A 24,192-nucleotide genomic window follows, 5' to 3' on the forward strand; every position below is an offset into this window, starting at 1 on the left:
ACGTAGACTTCGACGCTGTCCCCCCAGAAGTTCATAGTCGGAGGCACCCCCTGTGACCAAGCCGCCCTTCACGCACCTCCACGTCCACACCCAGTACTCCCTGCTGGACGGTGCCGCGCGGCTGAAGGACATGTTCAACGCGTGCAACGAGATGGGCATGACCCATATCGCCATGTCCGACCACGGCAACCTCCACGGCGCGTACGACTTCTTCCACACCGCCAAGAAGGCGGGCGTGACGCCGATCATCGGCATCGAGGCCTACGTCGCCCCCGAGTCCCGGCGCAACAAGCGGAAGATCCAGTGGGGCCAGCCGCACCAGAAGCGGGACGACGTCTCCGGTTCCGGCGGTTACACCCACAAGACGATCTGGGCGGCGAACTCCACCGGACTGCACAACCTCTTCAAGCTCTCCTCCGACGCCTACGCCGAGGGCTGGCTCCAGAAGTGGCCCCGGATGGACAAGGAGACCATCTCCCAGTGGTCCGAGGGGCTGATCGCCTCCACCGGCTGCCCCTCCGGCGAGCTCCAGACCCGGCTGCGCCTCGGCCAGTTCGACGAGGCCCTGAAGTCGGCCTCCGAGTACCAGGACATCTTCGGCAAGGACCGCTACTTCCTGGAGCTGATGGACCACGGCATCGAGATCGAGCGCCGGGTCCGCGACGGCCTCCTGGAGATCGGCAAGAAGCTCGGCATCCCGCCGCTGGTCACCAACGACTCGCACTACACCTACGCGCACGAGGCGACCGCCCACGACGCCCTGCTGTGCATCCAGACCGGCAAGAACCTCTCCGACCCGGACCGCTTCAAGTTCGACGGCACCGGCTACTACCTGAAGTCCACGGACGAGATGTACGCCGTCGACTCCTCGGACGCCTGGCAGGAGGGGTGCGCCAACACCCTCCTGGTGGCCGAGCAGATCGACACCACCGGCATGTTCGAGGCCAAGAACCTCATGCCGAAGTTCGACATCCCCGAGGGCTACACCGAGGTCACCTGGTTCCGCGCCGAGACCATGAGGGGCATGGAGCGGCGCTTCCCCGGGGGCATCCCCGAGGACCGCATGAAGCAGGTCGAGTACGAGATGGACACCATCATCTCGATGGGCTTCCCGGGCTACTTCCTCGTCGTCGCCGACTTCATCATGTGGGCGAAGAGCCAGGGCATCGCCGTGGGCCCCGGCCGAGGCTCCGCGGCCGGCTCGATCGTCGCGTACGCCATGGGCATCACCGACCTCGACCCCATCCCGCACGGCCTGATCTTCGAGCGCTTCCTCAACCCCGAGCGCATCTCCATGCCCGATGTCGACATCGACTTCGACGAGCGCCGGCGCGTCGAGGTGATCCGGTACGTGACCGAGAAGTACGGCGCCGACAAGGTCGCCATGATCGGCACCTACGGCAAGATCAAGGCCAAGAACGCGATCAAGGACTCCGCCCGCGTCCTCGGCTACCCCTACGCCATGGGCGACCGGCTCACCAAGGCCATGCCCGCCGACGTCCTCGGCAAGGGCATCGACCTCGACGGCATCACCAACCCGACCCACCCGCGCTACAGCGAGGCGGGCGAGATCCGGGCGATGTACGAGAACGAGCCCGACGTGAAGAAGGTCATCGACACCGCCAAGGGCGTCGAGGGCCTGGTCCGCCAGATGGGCGTCCACGCCGCCGGCGTGATCATGTCCAGCGAGCCGATCGTCGACCACGCCCCCATCTGGGTGCGGCACACCGACGGCGTCACCATCACGCAGTGGGACTACCCGCAGTGCGAGTCGCTCGGCCTGCTGAAGATGGACTTCCTCGGCCTGCGCAACCTCACGATCATGGACGACGCCGTCAAGATGGTGAAGGCCAACAAGGGGATCGACCTCGACCTCCTGGCCCTGCCGCTCGACGACCCCAAGACCTTCGAGCTGCTCCAGCGCGGTGACACCCTCGGCGTCTTCCAGTTCGACGGCGGCCCCATGCGGTCCCTGCTGCGGCTGATGAAGCCCGACAACTTCGAAGACATCTCCGCCGTGTCCGCGCTCTACCGCCCGGGCCCGATGGGCATGAACTCGCACACGAACTACGCCCTGCGCAAGAACGGCCAGCAGGAGATCACCCCGATCCACCCCGAGCTGGAGAAGCCGCTCGAAGAGGTGCTCGCGGTCACCTACGGCCTCATCGTCTACCAGGAGCAGGTCCAGAAGGCCGCCCAGATCATCGCCGGCTACTCGCTCGGCGAGGCCGACATCCTCCGCCGCGTCATGGGCAAGAAGAAGCCCGACGAGCTGGCGAAGAACTTCACCATCTTCCAGGCCGGCGCCCAGAAGAACGGCTACAGCGACGAGGCCATCCAGGCCCTCTGGGACGTCCTGGTCCCCTTCGCCGGCTACGCCTTCAACAAGGCGCACTCCGCCGCGTACGGCCTGGTCTCCTACTGGACCGCCTACCTCAAGGCGAACTACCCCGCCGAGTACATGGCGGGCCTGCTGACCTCGGTCAAGGACGACAAGGACAAGTCCGCGGTCTACCTCAACGAGTGCCGCCGCATGGGCATCAAGGTCCTCCCGCCGAACGTGAACGAGTCGGAGTCGAACTTCGCCGCCCAGGGCGACGACGTCATCCTCTTCGGCCTCACCGCCGTGCGGAACGTCGGCGCCAACGTCGTCGAGTCGATCATCAAGAGCCGCAAGGCCAAGGGGAAGTACTCCTCCTTCCCCGACTTCCTCGACAAGGTCGAGGCCGTGGTCTGCAACAAGCGCACCATCGAGTCGCTGATCAAGGCCGGCGCCTTCGACACCATGGGCCACACCCGCAAGGGCCTCGTCGCCCAGCACGAGCCCATGATCGACAACGTGGTCGCGGTCAAGCGCAAGGAGGCCGAGGGACAGTTCGACCTCTTCGGCGGCATGGGCGAGGAGGAGAGCAGCGAGCCCGGCTTCGGCCTCGACGTCACCTTCACCGACGACGAGTGGGACAAGACCTACCTGCTCGCGCAGGAGCGCGAGATGCTCGGTCTGTACGTCTCCGACCACCCGCTCTTCGGCCTGGAGCACGTCCTCTCCGACAAGACCGACGCGGGCATCTCCCAGCTCACCGGCGGCGAGCATTCCGACGGCGCGGTCGTCACCATCGGCGGCATCATCTCGGGCCTCCAGCGGAAGATGACCAAGCAGGGCAACGCCTGGGCGATCGCCACCGTCGAGGACCTCGCCGGCTCCATCGAGTGCATGTTCTTCCCCGCCACCTACCAGCTGGTCTCCACCCAGCTCGTCGAGGACGCCGTCGTCTTCGTCAAGGGCCGGCTCGACAAGCGGGAGGACGTCCCCCGCCTCGTCGCCATGGAGCTGATGGTCCCCGACCTCTCCAACGCCGGGACCAACGCCCCCGTGATCCTCACCATCCCGGCCCTCAAGGTCACCCCGCCGATGGTCAGCCGACTGGACGAGATCCTCCGCCACCACAAGGGCAACACCGAGGTGCGGATCAAGCTCCAGGGCCCCCGCTCCACCACCGTGCTCCGCCTCGACCGGCACCGGGTCCAGCCCGACCCCGCCCTCTTCGGCGACCTGAAGGTGCTGCTCGGCCCGTCCTGCCTGGCCGGCTGACCGGTCCCGTACCGCACGCGCAAGGGGCGCGCCCGTCGTCACGGGCGCGCCCCTTTGCCGATTCTCCCGGCGTCGGCCGGGCGTCAGTTGTGCCCGAAGCGCTTCTGACGGCCCTTCCGCGCCATGTCACCGGGGGTGACCTGGGAGGCGCGGCTCTCGGCCTGGGACTCCATCGACGACTGCTGCGCCTGCTGGGCACCGCGCTCGGCCGGCGACTGCTGCTGCTTCTGACGGTTCTGGTTGCGGTTCTTGGCCATGGGGATGATGCCTCCTCGAAGGGATCTAGGGGCCAGGGCCGCTGTCAGACTCACATACGGGAGAAACCGCCGCATGTTGGATCATTACGGTGCGTGAGGACGCTCCCCGCGGGAGCGGGTTCCCACTCCGCCACGCCGATGATCCAGTTCCGGCCGTCAACCCCCGGGCCGTCGGGCAGACTCGAAGGAACCCGGAACACCTGAGATCCCGACAGGGCCGAGATCGAAAGAAGGTGGAGCACGTGGACCGATGCGTCGTCCTGGTGGACGCCGGCTATCTGCTGGGGGCCGCCGCCAGTCTGCTCGCCGGAGAACCGGCCCGCTCCCGCATCACCGTCGACCACGCGGGGCTCATCCAGCAGCTCAGGGAACGCGCCGAGAGCGAGACCGGCCTCCCGCTGCTGCGGATCTACTGGTTCGACGGCGCCCCCGACCGGGTGCCCCAGCCCGAGCACCGCAGGCTGCGCGTGATGCCCCGGGTCACCGTCCGGCTGGGCGCCCTGACCCGCAGCGACGGCCGCTGGGCGCAGAAGGGCGTCGACGCCGCCATGCACACCGAGCTCACCGAGCTGGCCCGCAACCGCGCCTGCACCGACATCGTCCTCGTCACCGGCGACGGAGACCTGCTGCCCGGCCTCATGTCCGCCAAGGAGCACGGCGTCGCCGTCCACCTCTGGGCCGTCCAGGCCGCCGACGGCGACTACAACCAGTCCGAGGACCTGGTCGCCGAGGCCGACGAGCGCCGCGTCCTCGACCGGAGCTGGATCACCCGGGCCGTCCGCGCCAAGGACCTCACCGGCCTCTGCGCCCCGCCGCCGGTGCCCCGCCCCGAGATCGCCGCCATCCTCTCCGCGCCGCTGCCCGAGGCCGCCCTCGCCTCCGCCGAACGCGCCGCCGAGGCGGCGGCCGCCGCTGCCGCGCGCAACGGCGGCCCGGCCCCCGACGGGGCCCCTGCCCCCGCCGCCGACGGCCACGAGCGCGGCCACGACCACGACCACGGCCACGGGCCCGCCGCCGTCCCGCCGCCCGCCGCCGGGAGGTCCGTCCCCACCCCCAAGGACCTCGCCGGGCTGCGCCCCGCCGCGGCCCCGCACCCCGCCGCGCCCCAGCCGGCCAGCGCCCTGCGCTGGTCCTCCGACCGGGGCTGGGTCGAGCGGCCCCCGACCGCCCTCGGCGAGCCCCCCGAGACCGCCTCGCTGCCCACCCTGGCCCACCTCACCAGCGCCGAGCAGCGCTGGGCCGACCGCGAGGAGGACATCACCACCGTCGGCGGCGACCCCTTCGAAGTCGGACAGGTGTTCGCCCGTCGGTGGCTGGAGCGGCTCCCCGAGCAGTCCCACATGCAGCGGCTCTCCGTCCTCTACCCCCGCATCCCGCACCGCATCGACGGCGAACTCCTCCGCTACGCCGCCCGGTTCGGCCTCCTCGCCCACAAGGACGACCAGATCGACGAGCACGACCGCTACGCCATCCGGGCCGGCTTCTGGCGCGAGATCGACGTCCGCGCCGCCGCCGAAACCGCCCCCGCGCCCGCCCCGGGACCGGCGACCCCGTAGGCTCTCCCCCCGTGAGTACGGTGTGCGTGGTGCGGGATCTGGTCAAGACGTACCCCGCCACGCGCGGCAGGCGCGGCGCGCCCGCGACCCCCGAGGTGCGCGCCACCGACGGGATCAGCCTGGACGTGCGCGGCGGCGAGATCTTCGGGCTGCTCGGGCCCAACGGGGCGGGCAAGTCCACCCTGGTCCGGCAGCTCACGGGGCTGATGCGCCCCGACTCCGGCTCCGTCACGCTCCTCGGCCACGACCTCGTCCGCCACCCCGAGCGCGCCGCCCGCCTCCTCGCCCACCTCGGCCAGGAGTCCACCGCCCTCGACGAGCTGACCGTCTCCCTCGCCGCCGAGACCACCGGCCGGCTCCGCGGGCTGAGCGCCGCCGACGCCCGCGCCGCACGGGACGCCGTCCTCGACGAGCTGGGCCTCGGCGAGCTCGCCGACCGGCCGCTGAGGAAGCTCTCCGGCGGCCAGCGCCGGCTCGCCTGCTTCGCCACCGCACTGGTCGGTCCGCGGCCCGTCCTCGTCCTCGACGAGCCCACCACCGGCATGGACCCGGTCGCCCGCCGCGCCGTCTGGGCCGCCGTCGACCGCCGCCGCGCCGAGGACGGCACCACCGTCCTCCTCGTCACCCACAACGTCATCGAGGCCGAGACCGTCCTCGACCGGGTCGCCGTCCTCGACCGCGGCCGGGTGATCGCCTGCGACACCCCCGCCGGACTGAAGGAACGCGTCGCCGACGAGGTCCGCGTGGAGCTCCTGTGGCGCGAGTCCGCCCCGCTCGACCTCCCCGAGGTCGCCGCCCTGCGCGAGCTCGCCCAGGAGTCCGGCCGCCGCTGGGTCCTCCGCCTCGCCCCCGACGCCGCCCGCGCCGCCGTCGCCACCGTCACCGGCGGCGCCGCCTTCGCGGCCCTCGACGACTTCACCCTCGCCACGCCCAGCCTGGAGGACGTCTACCTCGCCCTCGGCGGCGCCGCCCGCGAAGGACTGGTGAAGGCATGAGCACCACCCCTTCCGCCCCCGGCGTGACCCCCCACCTGCCGCACGTCACCCCCAGGAGCTGTCCGCGTTGAGCACCCTGCCCGCCGAGGCCCTGCCGGCCGGCGTGAAGGCCGCCCGGGTCCCGGGCGCCGAGGAGGCCGCGCCCCTCGCCCCGCCCGCCCGGCTGCTGCCCTCCCTCGCCGCCGTCTACCGGGCGCAGCTCAGCCGCGCCCGGGTGGCCCGCATCCCGCTGCTCTTCGTCGCCACCTTCCAGTCCATCGGCATCATGATCATGATGCGGGGGGTCGTCGACGGCGGCTCCGAGGCCCGCGCCGTCGTGGCCGGCTCCACCGTCCTCGTCGTCGCCTTCGTGGCCCTCAACCTGCTCGCCCAGTACTTCGGCCGGCTCCGCGCCGACGGCGGCCTCGACCACTACGCCACGCTGCCCGTGCCGCCCGCCGCCGTGGTGCTCGGCGCCGCCGGCGCGTACGCCTCCTTCACCGTCCCCGGCACGCTCGTCACCGCCGTCACCGGCGCCGTCCTCTTCGGCCTGCCGCTCGGCCACCTGTGGCTGCTCGTCGCCGTCGTGCCGCTCTCCGGCGCCGCCCTCTCCGGGCTCGGCGCCGCCCTCGGCCTGCTCGCCCCCCGCCAGGAACTGGCCACCCTCCTCGGCCAGCTCGGCATGTCCGCCGCCCTCCTCCTCGGGGTGCTGCCGGCCGAGCGGATGCCGGAGCCGATCGCCTGGGCGCGGGACCTGCTGCCGTCCACGTACGGCGTCGAGGCCCTGGCCCGCGCCTTCGACCCGCGCCCCGACTGGGCGGCCGTCGCCCTCGACCTCGCCGTCTGCGGCGTCGTCGGGGTGCTGTCGCTGGCCCTCGCGACCTGGGCGTACCGCAGGGCCGCGGTCCGCTGAGGCGGGCCGCGGGGACACCTGGCACCATGGCGGGGTGACCGCACCCCTGACGCCCTCCCAGCCGCCCCCGCACGATTCCGGGTGGCCGCCGCCCCCGCCGCACCAGGGGCCCGCCGGTGACCCGGTCACCGCGGCCGAGGTCGTCCAGGGACTGGTGGTGACGGCGGCCTCCGCGGTCGCCGGTGCGGTGCTCGGCGCGCTCTGGGTGTGGCTGGCCCCCACCATCCAGCTGATCTCCGACGGCGAGGGCGTCTATCTGAGGAACTCCGAGGGGGAGGCCGCGATCGGCGCCGACGGCACCTTCGTCCTCCTCGCGCTCGCCTTCGGCGCCATCGCCGGACTCGTCGTCTTCCTGGTCCGCCGCAAGGGCGGGGTGCCGCTCGTCCTCGGCCTGGCGGTCGGCGGCGTCCTCGGCTCGCTGCTCGCCTGGTGGCTGGGGACGAAGCTGGGGCCGACCGCCGACGTGATCGCGCACGCCAAGGCCGTCGGCCCGAACGTCGTCTTCGACGCCCCGCTGAAGCTCCGGATGGGCGCCGCGGCGATGCTGGCCTGGCCGCTCGCCGCGACGGTCGTCCACCTGCTCCTGACCGGGATCTTCGGCCCCCGCGACCCGGAGCAGGGCCCCTGGGACACGTACAAGCACTGACCCGGGGTCAGCCGCGGCCGATCGGGGCGAGCACCGCGGAGGTGAGCGCGGCCAGGTCGGCGGGGGAGAGCTCGACCTCCAGACCCCGCCGGCCGGCCGAGACGCAGATCGTCGGGTGCCCCGACGCCGAGGAGTCGAGCACCGTCCGCAGCCGCTTGCGCTGCCCCAGCGGGGAGATCCCGCCCCGGACGTAGCCGGTCGTCCGTTCGGCCGCCGCCGGGTCGGCCATCGCCGCCCGCTTGCCGCCGACCGCCGTCGCGAGCGCCTTCAGGTCCAGCTGGCCGGCGACCGGCACCACCGCCACCGTCAGCTCCCCGTCGACGTCCGCCACCAGCGTCTTGAAGACCCGGTCGGGCGTGACGCCGAGCGCCTCCGCCGCCTCCTCGCCGTACGAGGGGGTCGCCGGGTCGTGCTCGTAGGCGTGCAGGGTGTACGCCGTCCCGGCCGCGGCCAGCGCCACCGTCGCCGGGGTGCCTCCGGCGTTCTTCTGCTTCTTCTTCGCCACGGGGCTTCCTCGGTTCCCTCGGTCCGTCAGTTCGGGTGGGTCGGCGCCTGCGTCAGCTCCACCGCCGGCAGCGACGGGAGGTGCCGCAGCACCGCCGTCTCCGCCCGCAGCAGCGCCAGCTCCTCGCGCAGCCGGACCGTGGTGTCCGGGGCCTCCAGGAGCCGCTGCTTCGTCGGCACGTCCACCATGGCCGCCGCCGCGACCAGGTACGACACCACCGAGGGGTCGTCGGGCAGTTCGGTGGTCGTCAGGGACCGCTCCCGCGCCCCCGCCAGCCGCTTCTGGTACGAGCGGAAGGCCCGCAGCACGCCCTCGGCCAGCGCCTCCGCCTCCTCGCCCGGGTCCTCCGGCAGTTCCTCGGTCTCGGCCGTCAGGAAGGGGCCGCTCGCGTCCACCGAGTGCAGCCGGACCCGGGTGGTTCCGGTGACCATCAACTCGTACGAGCCGTCCCCGCGCTGCCGGATGCTCGCCGCGTCCGCGACGCACCCCACCGGGTGGAAGCTCTTGATCGGGTCGGGGCCGAAACCGGCCGCCGGGCCCTTCTCGGGCAGCGACGTCGGGTCCGGCATCCCGGGCGCGGTCCGCGCCACCTCGGACCCGTCCCGGATCGCGACCACGGCGAACCGGCGCGGCTCGGAGGCGTCGATGTCCAGGAGCGCGCGCATCATGGCGCGATATCGCTCCTCGAAGACGTTGAGAGGCAGCACGAGGCCCGGGAACAGCACCGCGTTGAGCGGGAAGAGGGGCAGGCGAGCGGAGGTCACAGCGGCCAAGCCTAATGGCCGCGCGGACCGCTCCGTCCGGGGATTGCGCGAGCCCGTCCCCACAGCGGGGTCCGGCGCGCCAGCTCCGCCCGCGTCCGGTCCCGGGTGGCGAGGAACCGCCGCAGCGGATCGTGCCCGCCGACCGCCCACGGGAAGGAGGTGGCGTACGGCCCCGTGCGCCCGAACTCGGCCAGCGCCTCCTCCCACCGCTCCCGCTCCACCAGCACGTACGCCAGCAGGTTCCGCACCTCCGCGGGCCACGGGTCGCCGGGCGCGAACGCCGCCGACAGCGCCAGGCCCCGGTCCGCGGCCCGGTCGATCCGCGCGCCGTCCGACGCCTCGGCGCCCTCCGGACCCGTCGGCCGCTCCCGGCCCGCGCCCGGCAGCGGGCGCAGCGCCTCGTGGGCGGCGCGCACCGGCAGCGCCCGCACCAGCGAGCCGGGCGCCGCGTCGTCGGCGGCCTGCTCCGCGAAGTCGAAGGCCGCCCGCTGCGAGCCGTACCACTGCGCCGACAGGTACTTCAGTGCGGCGACATGGCAGCCGTAGTGGTGCGGGGAGCGGAGCAGCGCCTGCTCCCACAGCCGCTCGAAGACCGCGTGCCCGGCGTGCGCCCCGCGCGCGTGGTCGAGGGCGAGCCGCCACGGCACGGGATCGCGCCCGGCCTCCTCGGTGAGCGGCCGCAGCAGGGGGTCGAGCTCGCGCAGCCGCTCGGCCCGGGCCGGCGACTCCCAGGCCCGGCGCACCGCGAGCTGCGCGGCCACGAGGAGCGCGTCGGGGTCCCGGGGCGCGGCCTCCCGCCACCGGTCCAGCCACTCGCCCCGGTGGTACGCGAAGGTGGCGAGCCGGGCCACGTAGCGGTCCCGGTCCTCCCACTCCGCGGCGTCCCGGGTGGTCGCGAGCAGCTTCGCCGCGGGCTCCGGGTCGCCGAGCGCGGCGGCGACCAGGGCGGGGGAGAGCCGCCCGTCGGGGGCGTCCAGCAACACGTCGTCGTCCGGCGTCAGCCCGGCGGCGAGACGCGGGGCGTGCCGGGCCGAGCGGGCGGTGCCGACCAGGGCGCGGAGAAAGGACATGTCGGCTCGTATCTTCCCACCGGGCGGGGCGGGGGGCCCGCCGTCCGCCCCCGCCTTCACCCGGATCACACCCGGTCTCCCCCTGGCCGTCACGCGGGCCGCGGGGCCGCCCGCCACGCCGCCCCTCACGCCGCCCGCCACGCGGTCCGCCGGGGCTCACCCCCTGCTGAGCAGCCGGGTCGCGCCCGCCGCCACCGTGGTGGCCAGGATCCAGCCGAGCAGGATCAGCGCGGCCGCCGTCCACTGCCAGCCGCCCTCCAGCTTCCAGTAGCCGTCCTGGCCGAGGGTGATCACCGGGAGCAGCAGGTCCAGGGCGTACAGGGTGCCGTTCCACGCCGGGCCCTCGCCCTGCTTGATCGGCACCGGGTCGTACCGGGAGAAGGCCAGCGTGCCCGCCGCCCACAGCACCGCCATCCACAGCGCGGCCCGGCCCGGCCGGTAGCCGTACGCCACCGTCCAGTCCTGGACGTACCCCCACAGCTTCCCGGCGACCGGCAGCGTCTCCCGTCTGCGCCGCTGCTTGGCGAGCAGCACCTCCCGGGCGTCGGCGTCCTCCCCGCTGGCCCGCAGCACGGCCGCGAGCCGCTCGTACGGCTCCGGGGCGTACTCGGGGGTCGCCGCCGCCACCCAGGCGATCCGCCGGGCCAGCGGGAAGTGGCCGTACGGCACGAGGTTCTCGTAGACGAAGCCGCTCATTGCGAGGCCGCCCGGGCCCGGCCAGCTGGTCGACAGGTCGATCAGCGTCACCACCTTCGCGCCGTTCAGCACCACCCGGCCCTCCTCCGGCCGCTCGCCGTTGAACCTCAGCTCCGGGGTGACGATCCGGCGCAGCGACAGCTCCTCCCGGCGGGCCCCGCTCAGCAGGAAGCGGGCGTGGTTGAGGTCCACCGCGTCCCCGAACCGCCCGTCGTCCAGCCGCACCCCGCCGTGGAACTCGGCGGGCTTGCGCCGGGCGTCCTGGAGGGGCGTCACGCCGTACGGCGGGGTCGCCGTGGACGGGCCGTCGCCCGCGTACACCCAGGCGGCGTTCAGGTACAGGGTCCGCTCCACGGTCAGCTGCGGGGCGTTCAGCGCGCGCCTGCCCCGGTCCCCGCGCAGCACGCTGCCCCGCAGGCTGAGCGAGACCCCGACCTTCGCCCCGCGCAGGCTGAACTCGCCGTGCGTCTCGACCAGCTCGGCCTGGAGGTCCTGCGCCACCGACAGGCCGTCCGCCGTGATCGCCCGGCCGCGGCCGTCCGGCCACACCTGGATCTGGTTGAGCAGCAGGTCCGTGCCGATCTGCGCGTCCGTCAGCCGGATGCCGCGCCGCACCCGGCAGCGCGGCAGATGGAGGTCGCCCTCCGTGTGCAGCCGGGCCGCCTCCAGGCGCAGGAGCGCGCAGCCGACGAGGCGCAGCGTGCCGAACCGGGCCTCGGGCAGCAGCACCTCGTCGTCGAAGCGGCAGCCGTGCAGCTCCACGTACGGGCCTATGGAACCGCCCGCCAGGTCGAGCACGCCGGTGATCCGCACCCCGCGCAGCTTCAGCGCGGCCACCCGGCCCGGCAGGGCGGCCGGCCCGCCGAGCAGCAGCGCCGCCACCACGTCGGCGCGCACGCTCCGCTCCGGCCCCCACACCGCCTCCCCGAACGGGTCGTCCCGCTCCGGCACCCCCTCCGTCAGATCACAGGTCCTGCCGATCCGGAACGCCTGCCACACGGCCCGCTCCGGACCCGTGAGACCTTCCGGCATCCCGTCCTCGTGCGGCTCGGTCACTGCCGCCCCCTCGCTCTCCCCGATGCGCTCCCACCACTCCGCTCACCGGGAGTAGTGGATTCGTACAGTCGTTCTTCCCGCACTGTGACGGGCTGAACGCTAACGGTCAGGAGTGGCGAGGAGACGCCACAGTGGCGTGTATCGACGCGCGGCAAGCCGTGTATCAGCCAGTGATACGGGAGTCCGGCGCCGTGGGGCGTCTGAGAGAATTGACCCGTGATCTCTCGAATCGATCTGCGCGGCGAGGCCCTCCCCGAGGGTTCCGCCCTGCGCGACCTGCTGCCCCGTGCCGAGTTCGACGTGGAAGCCGCCCTGGAGACGGTGCGGCCCATCTGCGAGGACGTACGGCATCATGGCGCGGCGGCGGTGATCGAGTACGGGGAGAAATTCGACGGCGTGCGGGTCCCGGGCCTCCGGGTGCCCGCCGAGGCGATCGCCCGGGCCCTCGACGAGCTCGACCCGGCCGTCCGCGCGGCCCTGGAGGAGTCGATCCGGCGCGCCCGCCTGGTCCACCGCGACCAGCGCCGCACCACCCACACCACCCAGGTCGTGCCCGGCGGCAGGGTCACCGAGAAGTGGATCCCCGTCGACCGCGTCGGCCTGTACGTGCCGGGCGGCCGGGCCGTCTACCCGTCCTCCGTCGTGATGAACGTCGTCCCGGCCCAGGAGGCCGGCGTCACGGGCCTGGCCGTGGCCTCCCCGCCGCAGAAGGAGTTCGGCGGCCTGCCGCACCCGACGATCCTCGCCGCCTGCGCCCTCCTCGGCGTCGACGAGGTCTACGCCGCCGGCGGCGCCCAGGCCGTCGCCATGTTCGCGTACGGCACCGGGTCCACCGCCGACGAGCCCGGCTGCGAGCCCGTCAACCTGGTCACCGGCCCCGGCAACATCTACGTCGCCGCCGCCAAGCGCCTCCTCAAGGGCCGCATCGGCATCGACGCCGAGGCCGGTCCCACGGAGATCGCGGTCCTCGCGGACGCCGGCGCCGACCCGGCGCACGTCGCCGCCGACCTGATCAGCCAGGCCGAGCACGACCCGATGGCCGCCTCCGTCCTCGTCACCGACTCCGAGGCGCTCGCCGAGGCCGTCGAGGCCGAGCTGAAGACCCAGGTCGCCGCGTCCAAGCACGTCGACGAGCGGATCGTCCCGGCGCTGGCCGGCAAGCAGTCCGCGATCGTCCTCGTCACCGACCTGGAGGACGGCCTCAAGGTCGTCGACGCCTACGGCGCCGAGCACCTGGAGATCCAGACCGCCGACGCGGCCGCCCTCGCCGACCGGGTCCGCAACGCGGGCGCGATCTTCGTCGGCCCCTGGTCGCCGGTCTCCCTCGGCGACTACTGCGCCGGCTCCAACCACGTCCTGCCCACCGGCGGCTGCGCCTGCCACTCCTCGGGGCTCTCCGTGCAGTCCTTCCTGCGCGGGGTGCACCTCGTGGACTACACGCGCGACGCGCTCGCCGACGTGGCCCACCACGTGGTCACCCTCGCCGAGGCCGAGGACCTCCCGGCCCACGGCGCGGCGATCAAGGCGAGGTTCGGCTGGAAGGTGCCCGGGAACAAGTGAACGCGTACGAGAAGATCGGGATCGACGACCTGCCGATCCGCGAGGAGCTGAAGGGCAAGTCGCCCTACGGCGCCCCCCAGCTCGACGTGCCCGTCCAGCTGAACACCAACGAGAACCCCTACCCGCTGCCCGAGCCCCTGGTGGCCCGGATCGCGGAGCGGGTCGCCGAGGCCGCCCGGAACCTCAACCGCTACCCCGACCGGGACGCGGTGGAGCTCCGCACCGAGCTGGCCCGCTACCTCAGCCGCACCGGGGGCCACCCGGTCGCCCTGGAGAACGTCTGGGCCGCCAACGGCTCCAACGAGGTGCTCCAGCAGCTCCTCCAGACCTTCGGCGGCCCGGGCCGCACCGCGATCGGCTTCGAGCCCTCGTACTCGATGCACGCCCTGATCGCCCGCGGCACCGGCACCGGCTGGATCTCCGGGCCGCGCAACGAGGACTTCACCATCGACGTGGAGGCCGCCGAGGCGGCGATCGCCGAGCACCGGCCCGACGTCGTCTTCGTCACCTCGCCCAACAACCCCACCGGCACCGCCGTCGAGGCCGGGGTCGTGGCGCGGCTGTACGAGGCCGCCCAGGCCGCGAAGCCCTCGCTGGTCGTGGTGGACGAGGCGTACGTGGAGTTCAGCCACCGCGCCTCGCTGCTGCCGCTCCTGGAGGGCCGGCCGCACCTGGTGGTCTCCCGGACCATGTCCAAGGCCTTCGGCGCCGCCGGACTCCGCCTCGGCTACCTCGCCGCCCACCCGGCCGTCGTCGACGCCGTGCAGCTGGTCCGGCTGCCGTACCACCTCTCCGCCGTCACCCAGGCCACCGCGCTCGCCGCCCTGGAGCACACCGACACCCTCCTCGGGTACGTCGAGCAGCTCAAGGCCGAGCGGGACCGGCTCGTCGCCGAGCTGCGCGCGGCCGGCTACGAGGTCACCGAGTCGGACGCCAACTTCGTCCAGTTCGGGCGTTTCACCGACACGCAGGAGGCGTGGCGGAAGATCCTCGACCGGGGCGTCCTGGTCCGGGACAACGGCGTACCCGGCTGGCTGCGGGTCACCGCAGGCACCCCCGAAGAGAACGACGCGTTCCTCGACGCGGTTCGTGAGCTGAAGAAGGAGCAGAACGCATGAGCCGCGTAGGCCGCGTGGAGCGCACCACCAAGGAGACGTCCGTCGTCGTCGAGATAGACCTCGACGGCACCGGGAAGGTCGACGTGTCGACCGGGGTCGGTTTCTACGACCACATGCTCGACCAGCTCGGCCGCCACGGCCTCTTCGACCTCACGGTCAAGACCGACGGCGACCTGCACATCGACTCCCACCACACCATCGAGGACACCGCCCTCGCCCTGGGCGCCGCCTTCAAGCAGGCGCTCGGCGACAAGGTCGGCATCTACCGCTTCGGCAACTGCACGGTCCCGCTGGACGAGTCCCTCGCCCAGGTCACCGTCGACCTCTCCGGCCGCCCCTACTTGGTGCACACCGAGCCGGAGAACATGGCGCCGATGATCGGCTCGTACGACACCACCATGACGCGCCACATCCTGGAGTCCTTCGTGGCCCAGGCGCAGATCGCGCTGCACGTGCACGTGCCGTACGGCCGCAACGCCCACCACATCGTGGAGTGCCAGTTCAAGGCGCTCGCCCGGGCCCTGCGCTACGCCTCCGAGCGCGACCCGCGCGCCGCCGGAATCCTCCCCTCCACGAAGGGCGCGCTGTAACCGTGACCGGCCTCTCCACCATCCTGATCGTCGTCGGGCTCTTCCTGCTCGGCGGCATCTACTCCTTCGTCAAGCAGCAGATGCCCAAGGGCCTCATCGTGCTGCTCTCCATCGGTGCCGTCATGTGCCTCTCCGCCGGCGTGATGCGACTGGACGTGTGGTCATGAGCACCGCGACTCCGAAGAAGGTCGTCGTCTTCGACTACGGCTTCGGCAACGTCCGCTCCGCCGAGCGCGCGCTCGCCCGGGTCGGCGCCGACGTCGAGATCACCCGCGACTACGAGACGGCGATGAACGCCGACGGGCTCCTCGTCCCCGGCGTCGGCGCCTTCTCGGCCTGCATGCAGGGGCTCAAGGAGGCCCGCGGCGACTGGATCGTCGGCCGCCGCCTCTCCGGCGGCCGCCCCGTCATGGGCATCTGCGTCGGCATGCAGATCCTCTTCGAGCGCGGCATCGAGCACGGCGTCGAGACCGAGGGCCTCGACGAGTGGCCCGGCACCGTCGAGCCGCTCCTCGCGCCCGTCGTCCCCCACATGGGCTGGAACACGGTCGACGCGCCCGAGGACACCGAGCTCTTCGCCGGCCTCGACGCCGACGCCCGCTTCTACTTCGTGCACTCCTACGCGGTGCGCGAGTGGAGCCTGGAGGTCGGCAACCCCAACATCCGCGCCCCGAAGGTCACCTGGGCCACCCACGGCGAGCCCTTCGTCGCCGCCGTGGAGAACGGCGCCCTGTGGGCCACCCAGTTCCACCCCGAGAAGTCCGGCGACGCCGGAGCCCAGCTCCTCACCAACTGGATCGGAACCCTGTGAGCACTCTCGAACTCCTCCCCGCCGTCGACGTGCGTGACGGCCAGGCCGTCCGGCTCGTCCACGGCGAGTCCGGCAGCGAGACCTCCTACGGCTCCCCGCTGGAGGCCGCGCTCTCCTGGCAGCGCTCCGGCGCCGAGTGGCTCCACCTCGTCGACCTGGACGCCGCCTTCGGCACCGGCGACAACCGCGACCTCGTCCGCCAGATCACCGAGGCCATGGACATCAAGGTCGAGCTCTCCGGCGGCATCCGCGACGACGCCTCGCTCGCCGCCGCCCTCGCCACCGGCTGCACCCGCGTCAACCTCGGCACCGCCGCCCTGGAGACCCCCGAGTGGGTCGCCAAGGTCATCGCCGAGCACGGCGACAAGATCGCCGTCGGCCTCGACGTCCGCGGCACCACCCTCAAGGGCCGCGGCTGGACCAGCGAGGGCGGCGACCTCTACGAGACCCTCGCCCGCCTCGACTCCGAGGGCTGCGCCCGGTACGTCGTCACCGACATCGGCCGCGACGGCACCCTCACCGGCCCCAACGTCGAGCTCCTGAAGAACGTCTGCGCGGCCACCGACAAGCCCGTCGTCGCCTCCGGCGGCGTCTCCTCCCTGGACGACCTGCGGGCCCTCGCGGGCCTCACGCACCTGGGCGTCGAGGGCGCGATCGTCGGCAAGGCGCTCTACGCCAAGGCGTTCACCCTGGAGGAGGCCCTTCAGGCGGTGGCGTCCGCATGACCGACTCCGTGCGCAAGATCGTCACCGGCGCCCCCTGGGAGGAGGTCTTCGGCTACTCCCGCGCCGTCGAGCTGCCCAACGGGACCGTGCTCGTCTCCGGCTGCACCTCGGTGATCGACGGGGCCATCGCCGACGGCGGGCCGTACGAGCAGACCGTCAACTCCTTCAACGTCGCCTTCGACGCCCTGAAGCAGCTCGGCCTCGGCGCCGAGGACGTCGTCCGCACCCGCATGTACATCACCCACGCGCGGGACGTGGACGAGGTGGGCCGCGCCCACAAGGAGCTGTTCGACGCGGTCCGCCCGGCGGCCTCGATGATCATCGTCTCCGGCTTCGTCGACCCCCGCCTGGTGGTCGAGGTCGAGGTCGAGGCGTACAGGAGTGATGCGGCATGAGCCTCGCCGTACGCGTGATCCCCTGCCTGGACGTGGACAACGGTCGGGTCGTCAAGGGCGTCAACTTCCAGAACCTGCGGGACGCCGGCGACCCCGTCGAGATGGCCAAGCTGTACGACGCCGAGGGCGCCGACGAGCTGACCTTCCTCGACATCACCGCCTCCTCCGGCAACCGCGAGACCACCTACGACGTGGTGCGCCGCACCGCCGAGCAGGTCTTCATCCCGCTCACCGTCGGCGGCGGCGTCCGCTCGGCGGAGGACGTCGACAAGCTGCTGCGGGCCGGCGCGGACAAGGTCGGCGTCAACACCGCCGCCATCGCCCGCCCCGAACTGATCCAGGAGATCGCCGAGCGCTTCGGCCGCCAGGTCCTGGTCCTGTCGGTCGACGCCCGGCGCACCGCCTCCGGCTCCTTCGAGGTGACGACGCACGGCGGCCGCAAGGGCACCGGCATCGACGCCGTCGAGTGGGCCCACCGCGCCGCCGAGCTCGGCGCGGGGGAGATCCTGCTCAACTCGATGGACGCGGACGGCACCAAGGACGGCTACGACACCGAGATGATCACGGCCGTGCGCAAGCACGTGACCGTGCCGGTGATCGCGTCCGGCGGCGCCGGCAAGCTCGGCGACTTCGCCCCGGCCGTCGCCGCCGGTGCGGACGCGGTGCTCGCCGCCTCCGTCTTCCACTTCGGCGACCTGCGGATCGGCGAGGTCAAGGAAGCGCTGCGGGAAGCGGGTAACGAGGTCCGCTGAGACGTCGTTCCGCCGGTGGGAAGGGCCCCTTCGGGGGCCCTTTTCGTCCGCCGAATGCACAAGAAAAATTGTGCAATCTTCGTTGCGCAAATTTTCCTGCGCGTCTACGGTCGTGGACATGACCTCCTCCGAGACCCGCCGGATCACCGAGCTCGGCACCCTCAAGGCCATCTCGCACCCGCTGCGCATGCGCCTCTACCGGGCCCTCTTCGTCGCCCGCACCGCGACCGCCTCGCAGCTCGCCGACCAGGTCGACGAGGCCGTGTCCCTGGTCAGCTACCACCTGCGCAAGCTCGCCGACGGCGGGCTCATCGAGGAGGCCGAGGCGCAGTCCGCCGACGGGCGCGAACGCTGGTGGCAGCCCAGCTCCTACGGCTTCGGCATCCACGAGGAGGACGTCAAGGACGCCCCCGAGCTCGCCGCGGCCAGCGCCGCCTTCGGCCGTACCGTCAGCGAGCAGCGGACCGAGATGCACACCCGCTTCCTCGACGAGCGCCTCACCTGGTCCGACGCCTGGCGCTCCGCCTCGATCAGCTCCGAATGGCTGCCCCGGCTCACCGCCGCCGAACTCACCGCCCTCGGCACGGAGCTGGAGGCCGTCCTCCGGAAGTACGACCAGGCCGCCCGCGCCGCCGAGGCCGCCGGCGACACCGAGGGCCGCGAGAACGTCGCCGTCCACCTCCACGCCTTCCCCTACCGCCCGTGACCGCGCTCACCGAGGCCGCCGCCCGCCCCGCCCACCGCAGCCCTCAGGTCCTGCGCTGGCTCGGCGCCTACACCGCCTCCACCCTCGGCGACAGCGTCTTCTACCTGGCACTCTCCTGGGCCGCCGTCAGCGGCGGCACCCCCGCCCAGGCCGGGCTCGTCATGGCCGTCGCGGCCGTGCCCCGCGCGCTGCTCATGCTCTTCGGCGGAGTGATCGCCGACCGGCTCGGCCCGCGCCGGGTCGTCGTCGTCTCCGACACCGTCCGCTGCCTGGTCACCCTCGGCCTCGCGGCCACCCTCTTCCTCGCCTCGCCCGGCCTGGGGGCGCTCGCCGCCGTCGCCCTCGTCTTCGGCACCGTCGACGCCCTCTTCCTCCCGGCCGTCGGCGCCCTGCCGCCCCGCATCGCCGACCGCGACCAGCTCGCCCGCGTCCAGGGCATGCGCGGCCTCGCCTATCGGACGGGCGCCATCGTCGGCGCCCCGCTCGGCGGCCTCGCCGTCGCCGTCGGCGGCACCGCGAGCGCCTTCGCCGTCGCCGGCGCCCTCTTCGCCTTCTCCCTGCCCCTGCTCGCCGCGCTCCGGCTCCGCCCGCTGCCCCGGGAGGAGGCCCGCGACGGCTCCGCCGCGCGCGGCCTCACCGACGGCCTGCGCTACCTCCGCGGCCACCCGGTGCTCGGCCCGCTGATGATCGTCGTCCTCCTCGGCGACCTCGGCTTCACCGGTCCGCTCAACGTCGGCCTCGCCGTCCTCGCCGAGCAGCGCGGCTGGGGCGCCACCGGCATCGGCTGGGTCCTCGCCGGCTTCGGCGTCGGCGCGGGCGCCGCCTCCCTGCTGCTGACCGTCAAGGGCCACGTCCCCCGGACCGGCCTCGTCATGGGCTGGACCATGGTCGTCGGCGCCGTGTCGATCGGCGCGCTCGCCCACCTCCCCAGGCTGCCGCTCGCCGTCCTCGCCGCCCTCTCCATCGGCCTGCTCGCCGGCCTCTCCGGAGCCCTGTGCAACGCCCTGATCCAGACCGAGTGCGACCCCGCCTACCTCGGCCGGGTGAGCGCCGTCGCCAGTCTCGGCAGCCTCGGCATCGCCCCGCTGAGCTACCCGGTCACCGGCGCGGCGATCGGCCTGTGGGGGACCGGCCCGGTCTTCGCCGTCAGCGCCGCGGTCTGCGCCCTCTCCGGGGTGTACGGCCTCGCGGTCCGCGCCGTCCGCCGCGCCGAGCTCCCGAAACCCGAGCGCCTGCCCTAGGCCGTGTCTTCCGGATCAGGCCGGAAGACACGGTCTAGATCCCCAGCTGCTTCGTCGTGCTCAGCAGCTCGATCGCGTCCGGCTCGCCCTCCAGGCCGACCTTCGCGACCTCCGTACGCCCGTACAGGTACATCGTCAGCTCGCCCGGCTCACCGGAGACCGTCACCACCGGGGTGCCGCGGTGGGCGACCACCGTCTGGCCGTTCGGGCGGCGCAGCACCAGGCCCACCGGGGCCTTGCGGCCGAGGAGGCGGGCGCCCTTCTCCAGGCGGGACCAGAGCGCGTCCGAGAAGACCGGGTCCAGCTCCCGCGCCGACCAGCCGGGCTGGGCCCGCCGGACGTCCTCCGCGTGGACGTAGAACTCGACCACGTTCGCACCCTCGTCCACCTGCTTGATCGTGAACGGGGAGAAGCGCGGCGGACCCGTACGGACGAGCTGGATCAGCTCCTCGTACGGCTTTCCGGCGAACTCCTCCTGCACCCGCTCCAGGCGGTCCTTCAGCGCCGGCACGAGCGTCCCCGCCGCCGCGTCGGGGCGTCGCTCCCGCACCACCACGTGCGCCGCGAGGTCCCGGGTCCGCCAGCCCTCGCACAGCGTCGGGGCGTCGGGACCGGCCGCCTCCAACAGATCAGCGAGCAGAAGCCGTTCACGTTTGGCATGGGTCGACATGCCCGCCAGCGTACGATCCCGCCACGCCGTCCGCCCAGTGGACGCCCGGCCGGACACGCCGCCGCGCCACGGCACAATGGCGCCATGAGCAGCACGCCCCGGACCCCCAGCGACCTCGACCCGGCCATCGCCGCCCGCCTCAAGCGCAGCGCCGACGGACTGGTCCCCGCCATCGCCCAGCAGTACGACACCGGCGAGGTGCTCATGCTCGGCTGGATGGACGACGAGGCCCTGCACCGCACCCTCACCACCGGCCGCTGCACCTACTGGTCCCGCAGCCGCGGCGAGTACTGGGTCAAGGGCGACACCTCCGGGCACGTCCAGCACGTCAAGTCGGTCGCGCTCGACTGCGACGCCGACACGCTCCTCGTCCGGGTCGACCAGGTCGGCGCCGCCTGCCACACCGGCGCCCGCACCTGCTTCGACGCCGACGTCCTCCTTCCCGCATCCGAGTAGGGTCTGGCGCCATGGATCTCGAGACCTTCCGCAAGCTGGCGGCCGACCGCCGCGTCATCCCCGTCAGCCGCAGGCTCCTCGCGGACGGCGACACCCCGGTCGGGCTCTACCGCAAGCTCGCCGCCGAACGCCCCGGCACCTTCCTCCTCGAATCCGCGGAGAACGGCCGCAGCTGGTCCCGCTACTCCTTCATCGGCGTCCGCAGCGACGCCACGCTGACGGTGAAGGACGGCGAGGCCCACTGGCTCGGCACCCCGCCCGTCGGCGTCCCCGTCGACGGCGACCCGCTCGCCGCCCTGCGCGCCACCGTCGAGACCCTCCACACCCCGCGCGACCTGGCCGGCGACCTCCCGCCGTTCACCGGCGGCATGGTCGGCTACCTCGGCTACGACATCGTCCGCCGCCTGGAGCGCATCGGCGACTCCACCCGCGACGACCTGCGGCTCCCCGAGCTCACCATGCTGCTCACCAGCGACCTCGCCGTCCTCGACCACTGGGACGGCTCGGTCCTCCTGATCGCCAACGCGATCAACCACAACGACCTGGAGACCGGCGTCGACGAGGCGTACGCCCACGCCGTCGCCCGCCTCGACGCGATGGAGGCCGACCTGGCCCGCCCCGTCGCCACCACCCCCGCCGCCCTCCCGCCCTCCGAGCTCCCCGAGTACTCGGCGCTCTGGGGCGGCCCCGCCTACCAGGACGCCGTCGAGGACATCAAGGAGCGGATCCGGGCCGGCGAGGCCTTCCAGGTCGTCCCCTCGCAGCGCTTCGAGACGCCCTGCACGGCCTCCGCGCTCGACGTCTACCGGGTCCTGCGGGCCACCAACCCGTCCCCGTACATGTACCTCTTCCGCTTCGAGAACGGCTTCGACGTCGTCGGCTCCAGCCCCGAGGCCCTCGTCAAGGTCGAGGACGGGCAGGCGATGCTCCACCCCATCGCCGGCACCCGGCACCGCGGCGCCACCCCGCAGGAGGACCACGACCTCGCCGAGGAGCTGCTCGCCGACCCCAAGGAGCGCGCCGAGCACCTCATGCTCGTCGACCTCGGCCGCAACGACCTCGGCCGGGTCTGCGCCCCCGGCACCGTCGAGGTCGTCGACTTCATGTCGATCGAGCGGTACTCCCACGTCATGCACATCGTCTCCACCGTCACCGGCCGCGTCGCCGAGGGGAAGACCGCCTTCGACGTCCTCACCGCCTGCTTCCCGGCCGGCACCCTCTCCGGCGCGCCCAAGCCCCGCGCGATGCAGATCATCGAGGAGCTGGAGCCCTCCCGCCGCGGCCTGTACGGCGGATGTGTCGGGTATCTCGACTTCGCCGGTGACTCCGACACCGCCATCGCCATCCGCACCGCGCTGCTCCGCGACGGCACGGCGTACGTGCAGGCCGGAGCCGGTGTCGTCGCCGACTCCGACCCGGCCGCCGAGGACGCCGAGTGCCGCAACAAGGCCGCCGCCGTGCTCCGCGCGGTGCACACCGCCAACCGGATGAACGGTTCGGCGAGGCCGTAGGGGATAGTGGGGTACGTGAGTGCCGCATCCGTACCCCAGCCCCGAGCCGCCCGCGCGGCCGTCACCTCCGGCGGCCGGCGGAGCCTCGCCCTCGCCCTGCTCCTCGGTGCCCTCGGGGCCACCGTCGTGCTGCTCTCCGCCGGCCAGATCTGGGCCGAGGGCACCGCGTCGGTCGCCGGGGGCACCGTCCCGGTCGAGGCCGACGGCGGCACCGTCACCGGCGTCCCGACCGCCCTCGCGATCGTCGGGCTCGCCGCCCTCGTCGCCGTCTTCGCCGTCCGCCGCACCGGCCGCACCCTCGTCGCCGGGCTGCTCGCGCTCAGCGGCGCCGGCGCCGCCCTCGCCGCCTTCCTCGGCGCCTCCGACAGCGCCGCCCTGGACGCCGAGGCCGCCCGGATCAGCGGCGACACCGCCGCGGCCGTCGCCGGCCTCACCCACACGGCCTGGCCGTACGTCGCCGCCACCGGCGCCCTCCTCATCCTCGTCGCCGGCCTCTTCGCCCTCCGCTACGGCAAGAGCTGGCCCGCGATGGGCGGCCGCTACGAGCGCTCCGGCGCCCCCCGGCCGTCCCGCCGTCCCGCCGCCGGCGACCCCGACCGCCCCGAGGACCTGTGGAAGGCGCTCGACCGCGGCGAGGACCCGACGCACGACGCGTGATCGTCCGGGACCCCCCGAGTCACCTCCGCGGGGTCATGTGCGGAAGAATGACGCCGTCATCACATGACAGCCGTCATCTTCGACGTCACCACCGAGCAACATCTACGAGGAGCAACTCATGGCGGGCAGCGCCCACGGACACACCCCGGCCGCCTGGACCGGTGTCATCATCTCCTTCATCGGCTTCTGCATCGCCGGAGTCTTCATGGTGGCGGCGAACACCCCCGGCTTCTGGGCCGGCATCGGCGTCATCCTCCTCGGCGGTGTCGTCGGCGGCGCGATGAAGATCGCCGGCCTCGGCATGCCCAAGGAGTCCCAGGCCGTCGCCTCGGCCCGCGAGTCCGCGACCGCCGCGATCAAGGCCCGCGCCTGATCCACGGCCCGGTCCCCGGGCCCGGCGCGTGACACGCGCGGGCCCGGAACCACACGAACGGCGCAGTCCGGCACGGCCGGGCCGCGCCGTCGTGCGTCCCCGGGCCGCCCGGGCGACAATCACGGCGTGACCGCCGAGCCCACCCCCCAGACCGCCCCCCGGCCCCACGAGGCCGAGGAGTTCCGGCGCAGGCCGCTCGGCCGGCGGCTGCTCGCCCCGCTCGCCACCCTCGCGGGCGTCGGCGCCGCCTTCACCTACGTCGGCCTCGTCGACCCCAACGAACCCGGCCACTACCCGGTCTGCCCGCTGCTCCGCTTCACCGGCCTGTACTGCCCCGGCTGCGGCGGCCTGCGCGGCGCCCACGCCGTCGCCCACGGCGACCTCGCGACCGCGCTCGGTGCCAACGCCCTCGCCGTCGCCGGCTACGCCGTCTGCGCGGTCCTCATGGCGGTCTGGCTGGTTCACGCCGTCCGCGGCCGGCCCACCCGGATCGTCCTCACACCCGCCCGATGGTGGGCGATCGGGGCCCTGACCGCCCTTTTCACGGTGGTCCGGAACCTTCCGTTCGGCTCCGCGCTGGTCCCCTGAAGTCCCAGCT

General features: G+C 73.2%; 26 protein-coding genes. 20 read left to right on the forward strand and 6 right to left on the reverse strand.

Annotation, left to right across the window (positions count from 1 at the left end; all coding sequences use genetic code 11):
- Nucleotides 1-52 precede the first annotated feature (52 nt).
- Nucleotides 53-3,592: a DNA polymerase III subunit alpha gene (gene dnaE, locus ABZ621_RS04065; protein ID WP_360600435.1), complete on the forward strand. Its 3,540-nt coding sequence runs from the start codon at nt 53-55 to the stop codon at nt 3,590-3,592.
- 83 nt (nt 3,593-3,675) lie between these two features.
- Here dnaE and ABZ621_RS04070 read toward each other — a convergent pair whose 3' ends face one another.
- A complete protein-coding gene (locus ABZ621_RS04070; RefSeq protein WP_189945183.1) occupies nt 3,676-3,849 on the reverse strand; it encodes a hypothetical protein in 174 nt (57 codons plus the stop codon).
- A 233-nt stretch (nt 3,850-4,082) separates the two neighbouring features.
- Between ABZ621_RS04070 and ABZ621_RS04075 the strand changes: the two genes are divergently transcribed.
- The 4 genes from ABZ621_RS04075 to ABZ621_RS04090 all read left to right on the forward strand — a co-directional run bounded on the left by ABZ621_RS04075 (nt 4,083) and on the right by ABZ621_RS04090 (nt 7,938).
- Nucleotides 4,083-5,405 (forward strand): NYN domain-containing protein, encoded by a 1,323-nt coding sequence (locus ABZ621_RS04075; RefSeq protein WP_360600437.1) that lies wholly within the window; start codon nt 4,083-4,085, stop codon nt 5,403-5,405.
- Between the two features lie 11 nt (nt 5,406-5,416).
- On the forward strand, nt 5,417-6,400 hold the full coding sequence (locus ABZ621_RS04080; RefSeq protein WP_360600439.1) for an ABC transporter ATP-binding protein: 984 nt from the start codon (nt 5,417-5,419) through the stop codon (nt 6,398-6,400).
- Nucleotides 6,401-6,503: 103 nt separating this feature from the next.
- A complete protein-coding gene (locus tag ABZ621_RS04085) occupies nt 6,504-7,292 on the forward strand; it encodes an ABC transporter permease (RefSeq protein WP_360600819.1) in 789 nt (262 codons plus the stop codon).
- Nucleotides 7,293-7,326: 34 nt separating this feature from the next.
- Nucleotides 7,327-7,938 (forward strand): DUF2567 domain-containing protein, encoded by a 612-nt coding sequence (locus ABZ621_RS04090; protein WP_360600441.1) that lies wholly within the window; start codon nt 7,327-7,329, stop codon nt 7,936-7,938.
- 7 nt (nt 7,939-7,945) lie between these two features.
- On the opposite strand, the gene ybaK is transcribed toward ABZ621_RS04090, so the two are convergent.
- From ybaK to ABZ621_RS04110, 4 genes are all read right to left on the reverse strand, one after another.
- On the reverse strand, nt 7,946-8,443 hold the full coding sequence (gene ybaK, locus ABZ621_RS04095; RefSeq protein WP_360600443.1) for a Cys-tRNA(Pro) deacylase: 498 nt from the start codon (nt 8,441-8,443) through the stop codon (nt 7,946-7,948).
- 26 nt (nt 8,444-8,469) lie between these two features.
- A complete protein-coding gene (locus tag ABZ621_RS04100) occupies nt 8,470-9,207 on the reverse strand; it encodes an LON peptidase substrate-binding domain-containing protein (protein ID WP_360600445.1) in 738 nt (245 codons plus the stop codon).
- 11 nt (nt 9,208-9,218) lie between these two features.
- Nucleotides 9,219-10,277, reverse strand: a complete 1,059-nt coding sequence (locus ABZ621_RS04105) for a hypothetical protein (RefSeq protein ID WP_360600447.1) — start codon at nt 10,275-10,277, stop codon at nt 9,219-9,221.
- A gap of 156 nt (nt 10,278-10,433) precedes the next feature.
- Nucleotides 10,434-12,029 (reverse strand): oxidoreductase, encoded by a 1,596-nt coding sequence (locus ABZ621_RS04110; protein WP_360600449.1) that lies wholly within the window; start codon nt 12,027-12,029, stop codon nt 10,434-10,436.
- A 216-nt stretch (nt 12,030-12,245) separates the two neighbouring features.
- Between ABZ621_RS04110 and hisD the strand changes: the two genes are divergently transcribed.
- The 10 genes from hisD to ABZ621_RS04160 all read left to right on the forward strand — a co-directional run bounded on the left by hisD (nt 12,246) and on the right by ABZ621_RS04160 (nt 19,927).
- Nucleotides 12,246-13,589, forward strand: coding sequence for a histidinol dehydrogenase (gene hisD / locus ABZ621_RS04115; protein ID WP_360600451.1), 1,344 nt, complete (start codon nt 12,246-12,248; stop codon nt 13,587-13,589).
- The gene (locus ABZ621_RS04120; RefSeq protein WP_360600453.1) at nt 13,586-14,707 is read left to right on the forward strand and encodes a histidinol-phosphate transaminase; all 1,122 of its coding nucleotides are present in this window, start codon (nt 13,586-13,588) and stop codon (nt 14,705-14,707) included. The genes hisD and ABZ621_RS04120 overlap by 4 nt, the downstream gene beginning before the upstream one ends.
- Nucleotides 14,704-15,297 (forward strand): imidazoleglycerol-phosphate dehydratase HisB, encoded by a 594-nt coding sequence (hisB, locus tag ABZ621_RS04125; RefSeq protein WP_030492957.1) that lies wholly within the window; start codon nt 14,704-14,706, stop codon nt 15,295-15,297. Before ABZ621_RS04120 ends, hisB begins: the two co-directional genes overlap by 4 nt.
- 2 nt (nt 15,298-15,299) lie before the next feature.
- Nucleotides 15,300-15,464 (forward strand): hypothetical protein, encoded by a 165-nt coding sequence (locus ABZ621_RS04130; protein ID WP_360600455.1) that lies wholly within the window; start codon nt 15,300-15,302, stop codon nt 15,462-15,464.
- Complete coding sequence (gene hisH / locus ABZ621_RS04135) at nt 15,461-16,108, forward strand: imidazole glycerol phosphate synthase subunit HisH (RefSeq protein ID WP_360600457.1); 648 nt, start codon at nt 15,461-15,463, stop codon at nt 16,106-16,108. Before ABZ621_RS04130 ends, hisH begins: the two co-directional genes overlap by 4 nt.
- Nucleotides 16,105-16,833 carry a bifunctional 1-(5-phosphoribosyl)-5-((5-phosphoribosylamino)methylideneamino)imidazole-4-carboxamide isomerase/phosphoribosylanthranilate isomerase PriA gene (gene priA / locus ABZ621_RS04140; RefSeq protein WP_360600459.1) on the forward strand — a complete coding sequence of 243 codons (729 nt, stop codon included), beginning with the start codon at nt 16,105-16,107 and terminating at the stop codon, nt 16,831-16,833. The genes hisH and priA overlap by 4 nt, the downstream gene beginning before the upstream one ends.
- Entirely contained in the window at nt 16,830-17,228 is a 399-nt protein-coding gene (locus ABZ621_RS04145) for a RidA family protein (protein ID WP_360600461.1), read from the forward strand. The genes priA and ABZ621_RS04145 overlap by 4 nt, the downstream gene beginning before the upstream one ends.
- On the forward strand, nt 17,225-17,980 hold the full coding sequence (hisF, locus tag ABZ621_RS04150) for an imidazole glycerol phosphate synthase subunit HisF (protein ID WP_360600463.1): 756 nt from the start codon (nt 17,225-17,227) through the stop codon (nt 17,978-17,980). Before ABZ621_RS04145 ends, hisF begins: the two co-directional genes overlap by 4 nt.
- Nucleotides 17,981-18,098: 118 nt before the next feature.
- Nucleotides 18,099-18,686, forward strand: a complete 588-nt coding sequence (locus ABZ621_RS04155) for a helix-turn-helix domain-containing protein (RefSeq protein ID WP_360600465.1) — start codon at nt 18,099-18,101, stop codon at nt 18,684-18,686.
- Nucleotides 18,683-19,927, forward strand: a complete 1,245-nt coding sequence (locus tag ABZ621_RS04160; protein WP_360600467.1) for an MFS transporter — start codon at nt 18,683-18,685, stop codon at nt 19,925-19,927. The genes ABZ621_RS04155 and ABZ621_RS04160 overlap by 4 nt, the downstream gene beginning before the upstream one ends.
- 34 nt (nt 19,928-19,961) lie before the next feature.
- Here the strand turns inward: ABZ621_RS04160 and ABZ621_RS04165 are convergent, their stop codons facing one another.
- Complete coding sequence (locus tag ABZ621_RS04165) at nt 19,962-20,597, reverse strand: TIGR03085 family metal-binding protein (RefSeq protein ID WP_360600469.1); 636 nt, start codon at nt 20,595-20,597, stop codon at nt 19,962-19,964.
- Nucleotides 20,598-20,681: 84 nt separating this feature from the next.
- Between ABZ621_RS04165 and hisI the strand changes: the two genes are divergently transcribed.
- The 5 genes from hisI to ABZ621_RS04190 all read left to right on the forward strand — a co-directional run bounded on the left by hisI (nt 20,682) and on the right by ABZ621_RS04190 (nt 24,182).
- Complete coding sequence (gene hisI, locus ABZ621_RS04170) at nt 20,682-21,053, forward strand: phosphoribosyl-AMP cyclohydrolase (RefSeq protein ID WP_360600471.1); 372 nt, start codon at nt 20,682-20,684, stop codon at nt 21,051-21,053.
- A gap of 11 nt (nt 21,054-21,064) precedes the next feature.
- Nucleotides 21,065-22,564, forward strand: a complete 1,500-nt coding sequence (locus tag ABZ621_RS04175) for an anthranilate synthase component I (protein WP_360600473.1) — start codon at nt 21,065-21,067, stop codon at nt 22,562-22,564.
- 6 nt (nt 22,565-22,570) lie between these two features.
- Nucleotides 22,571-23,221 carry a TIGR02234 family membrane protein gene (locus tag ABZ621_RS04180; protein ID WP_360600475.1) on the forward strand — a complete coding sequence of 217 codons (651 nt, stop codon included), beginning with the start codon at nt 22,571-22,573 and terminating at the stop codon, nt 23,219-23,221.
- 118 nt (nt 23,222-23,339) lie between these two features.
- Nucleotides 23,340-23,594: an HGxxPAAW family protein gene (locus ABZ621_RS04185; protein WP_360600477.1), complete on the forward strand. Its 255-nt coding sequence runs from the start codon at nt 23,340-23,342 to the stop codon at nt 23,592-23,594.
- Between the two features lie 207 nt (nt 23,595-23,801).
- The gene (locus tag ABZ621_RS04190; RefSeq protein WP_360600821.1) at nt 23,802-24,182 is read left to right on the forward strand and encodes a DUF2752 domain-containing protein; all 381 of its coding nucleotides are present in this window, start codon (nt 23,802-23,804) and stop codon (nt 24,180-24,182) included.
- The last annotated feature ends 10 nt before the right edge of the window (nt 24,183-24,192 follow it).

The organism is Streptomyces sp. NPDC007863, from assembly GCF_040633895.1.
Taxonomy (GTDB): Bacteria; Actinomycetota; Actinomycetes; order Streptomycetales; family Streptomycetaceae; genus Streptomyces.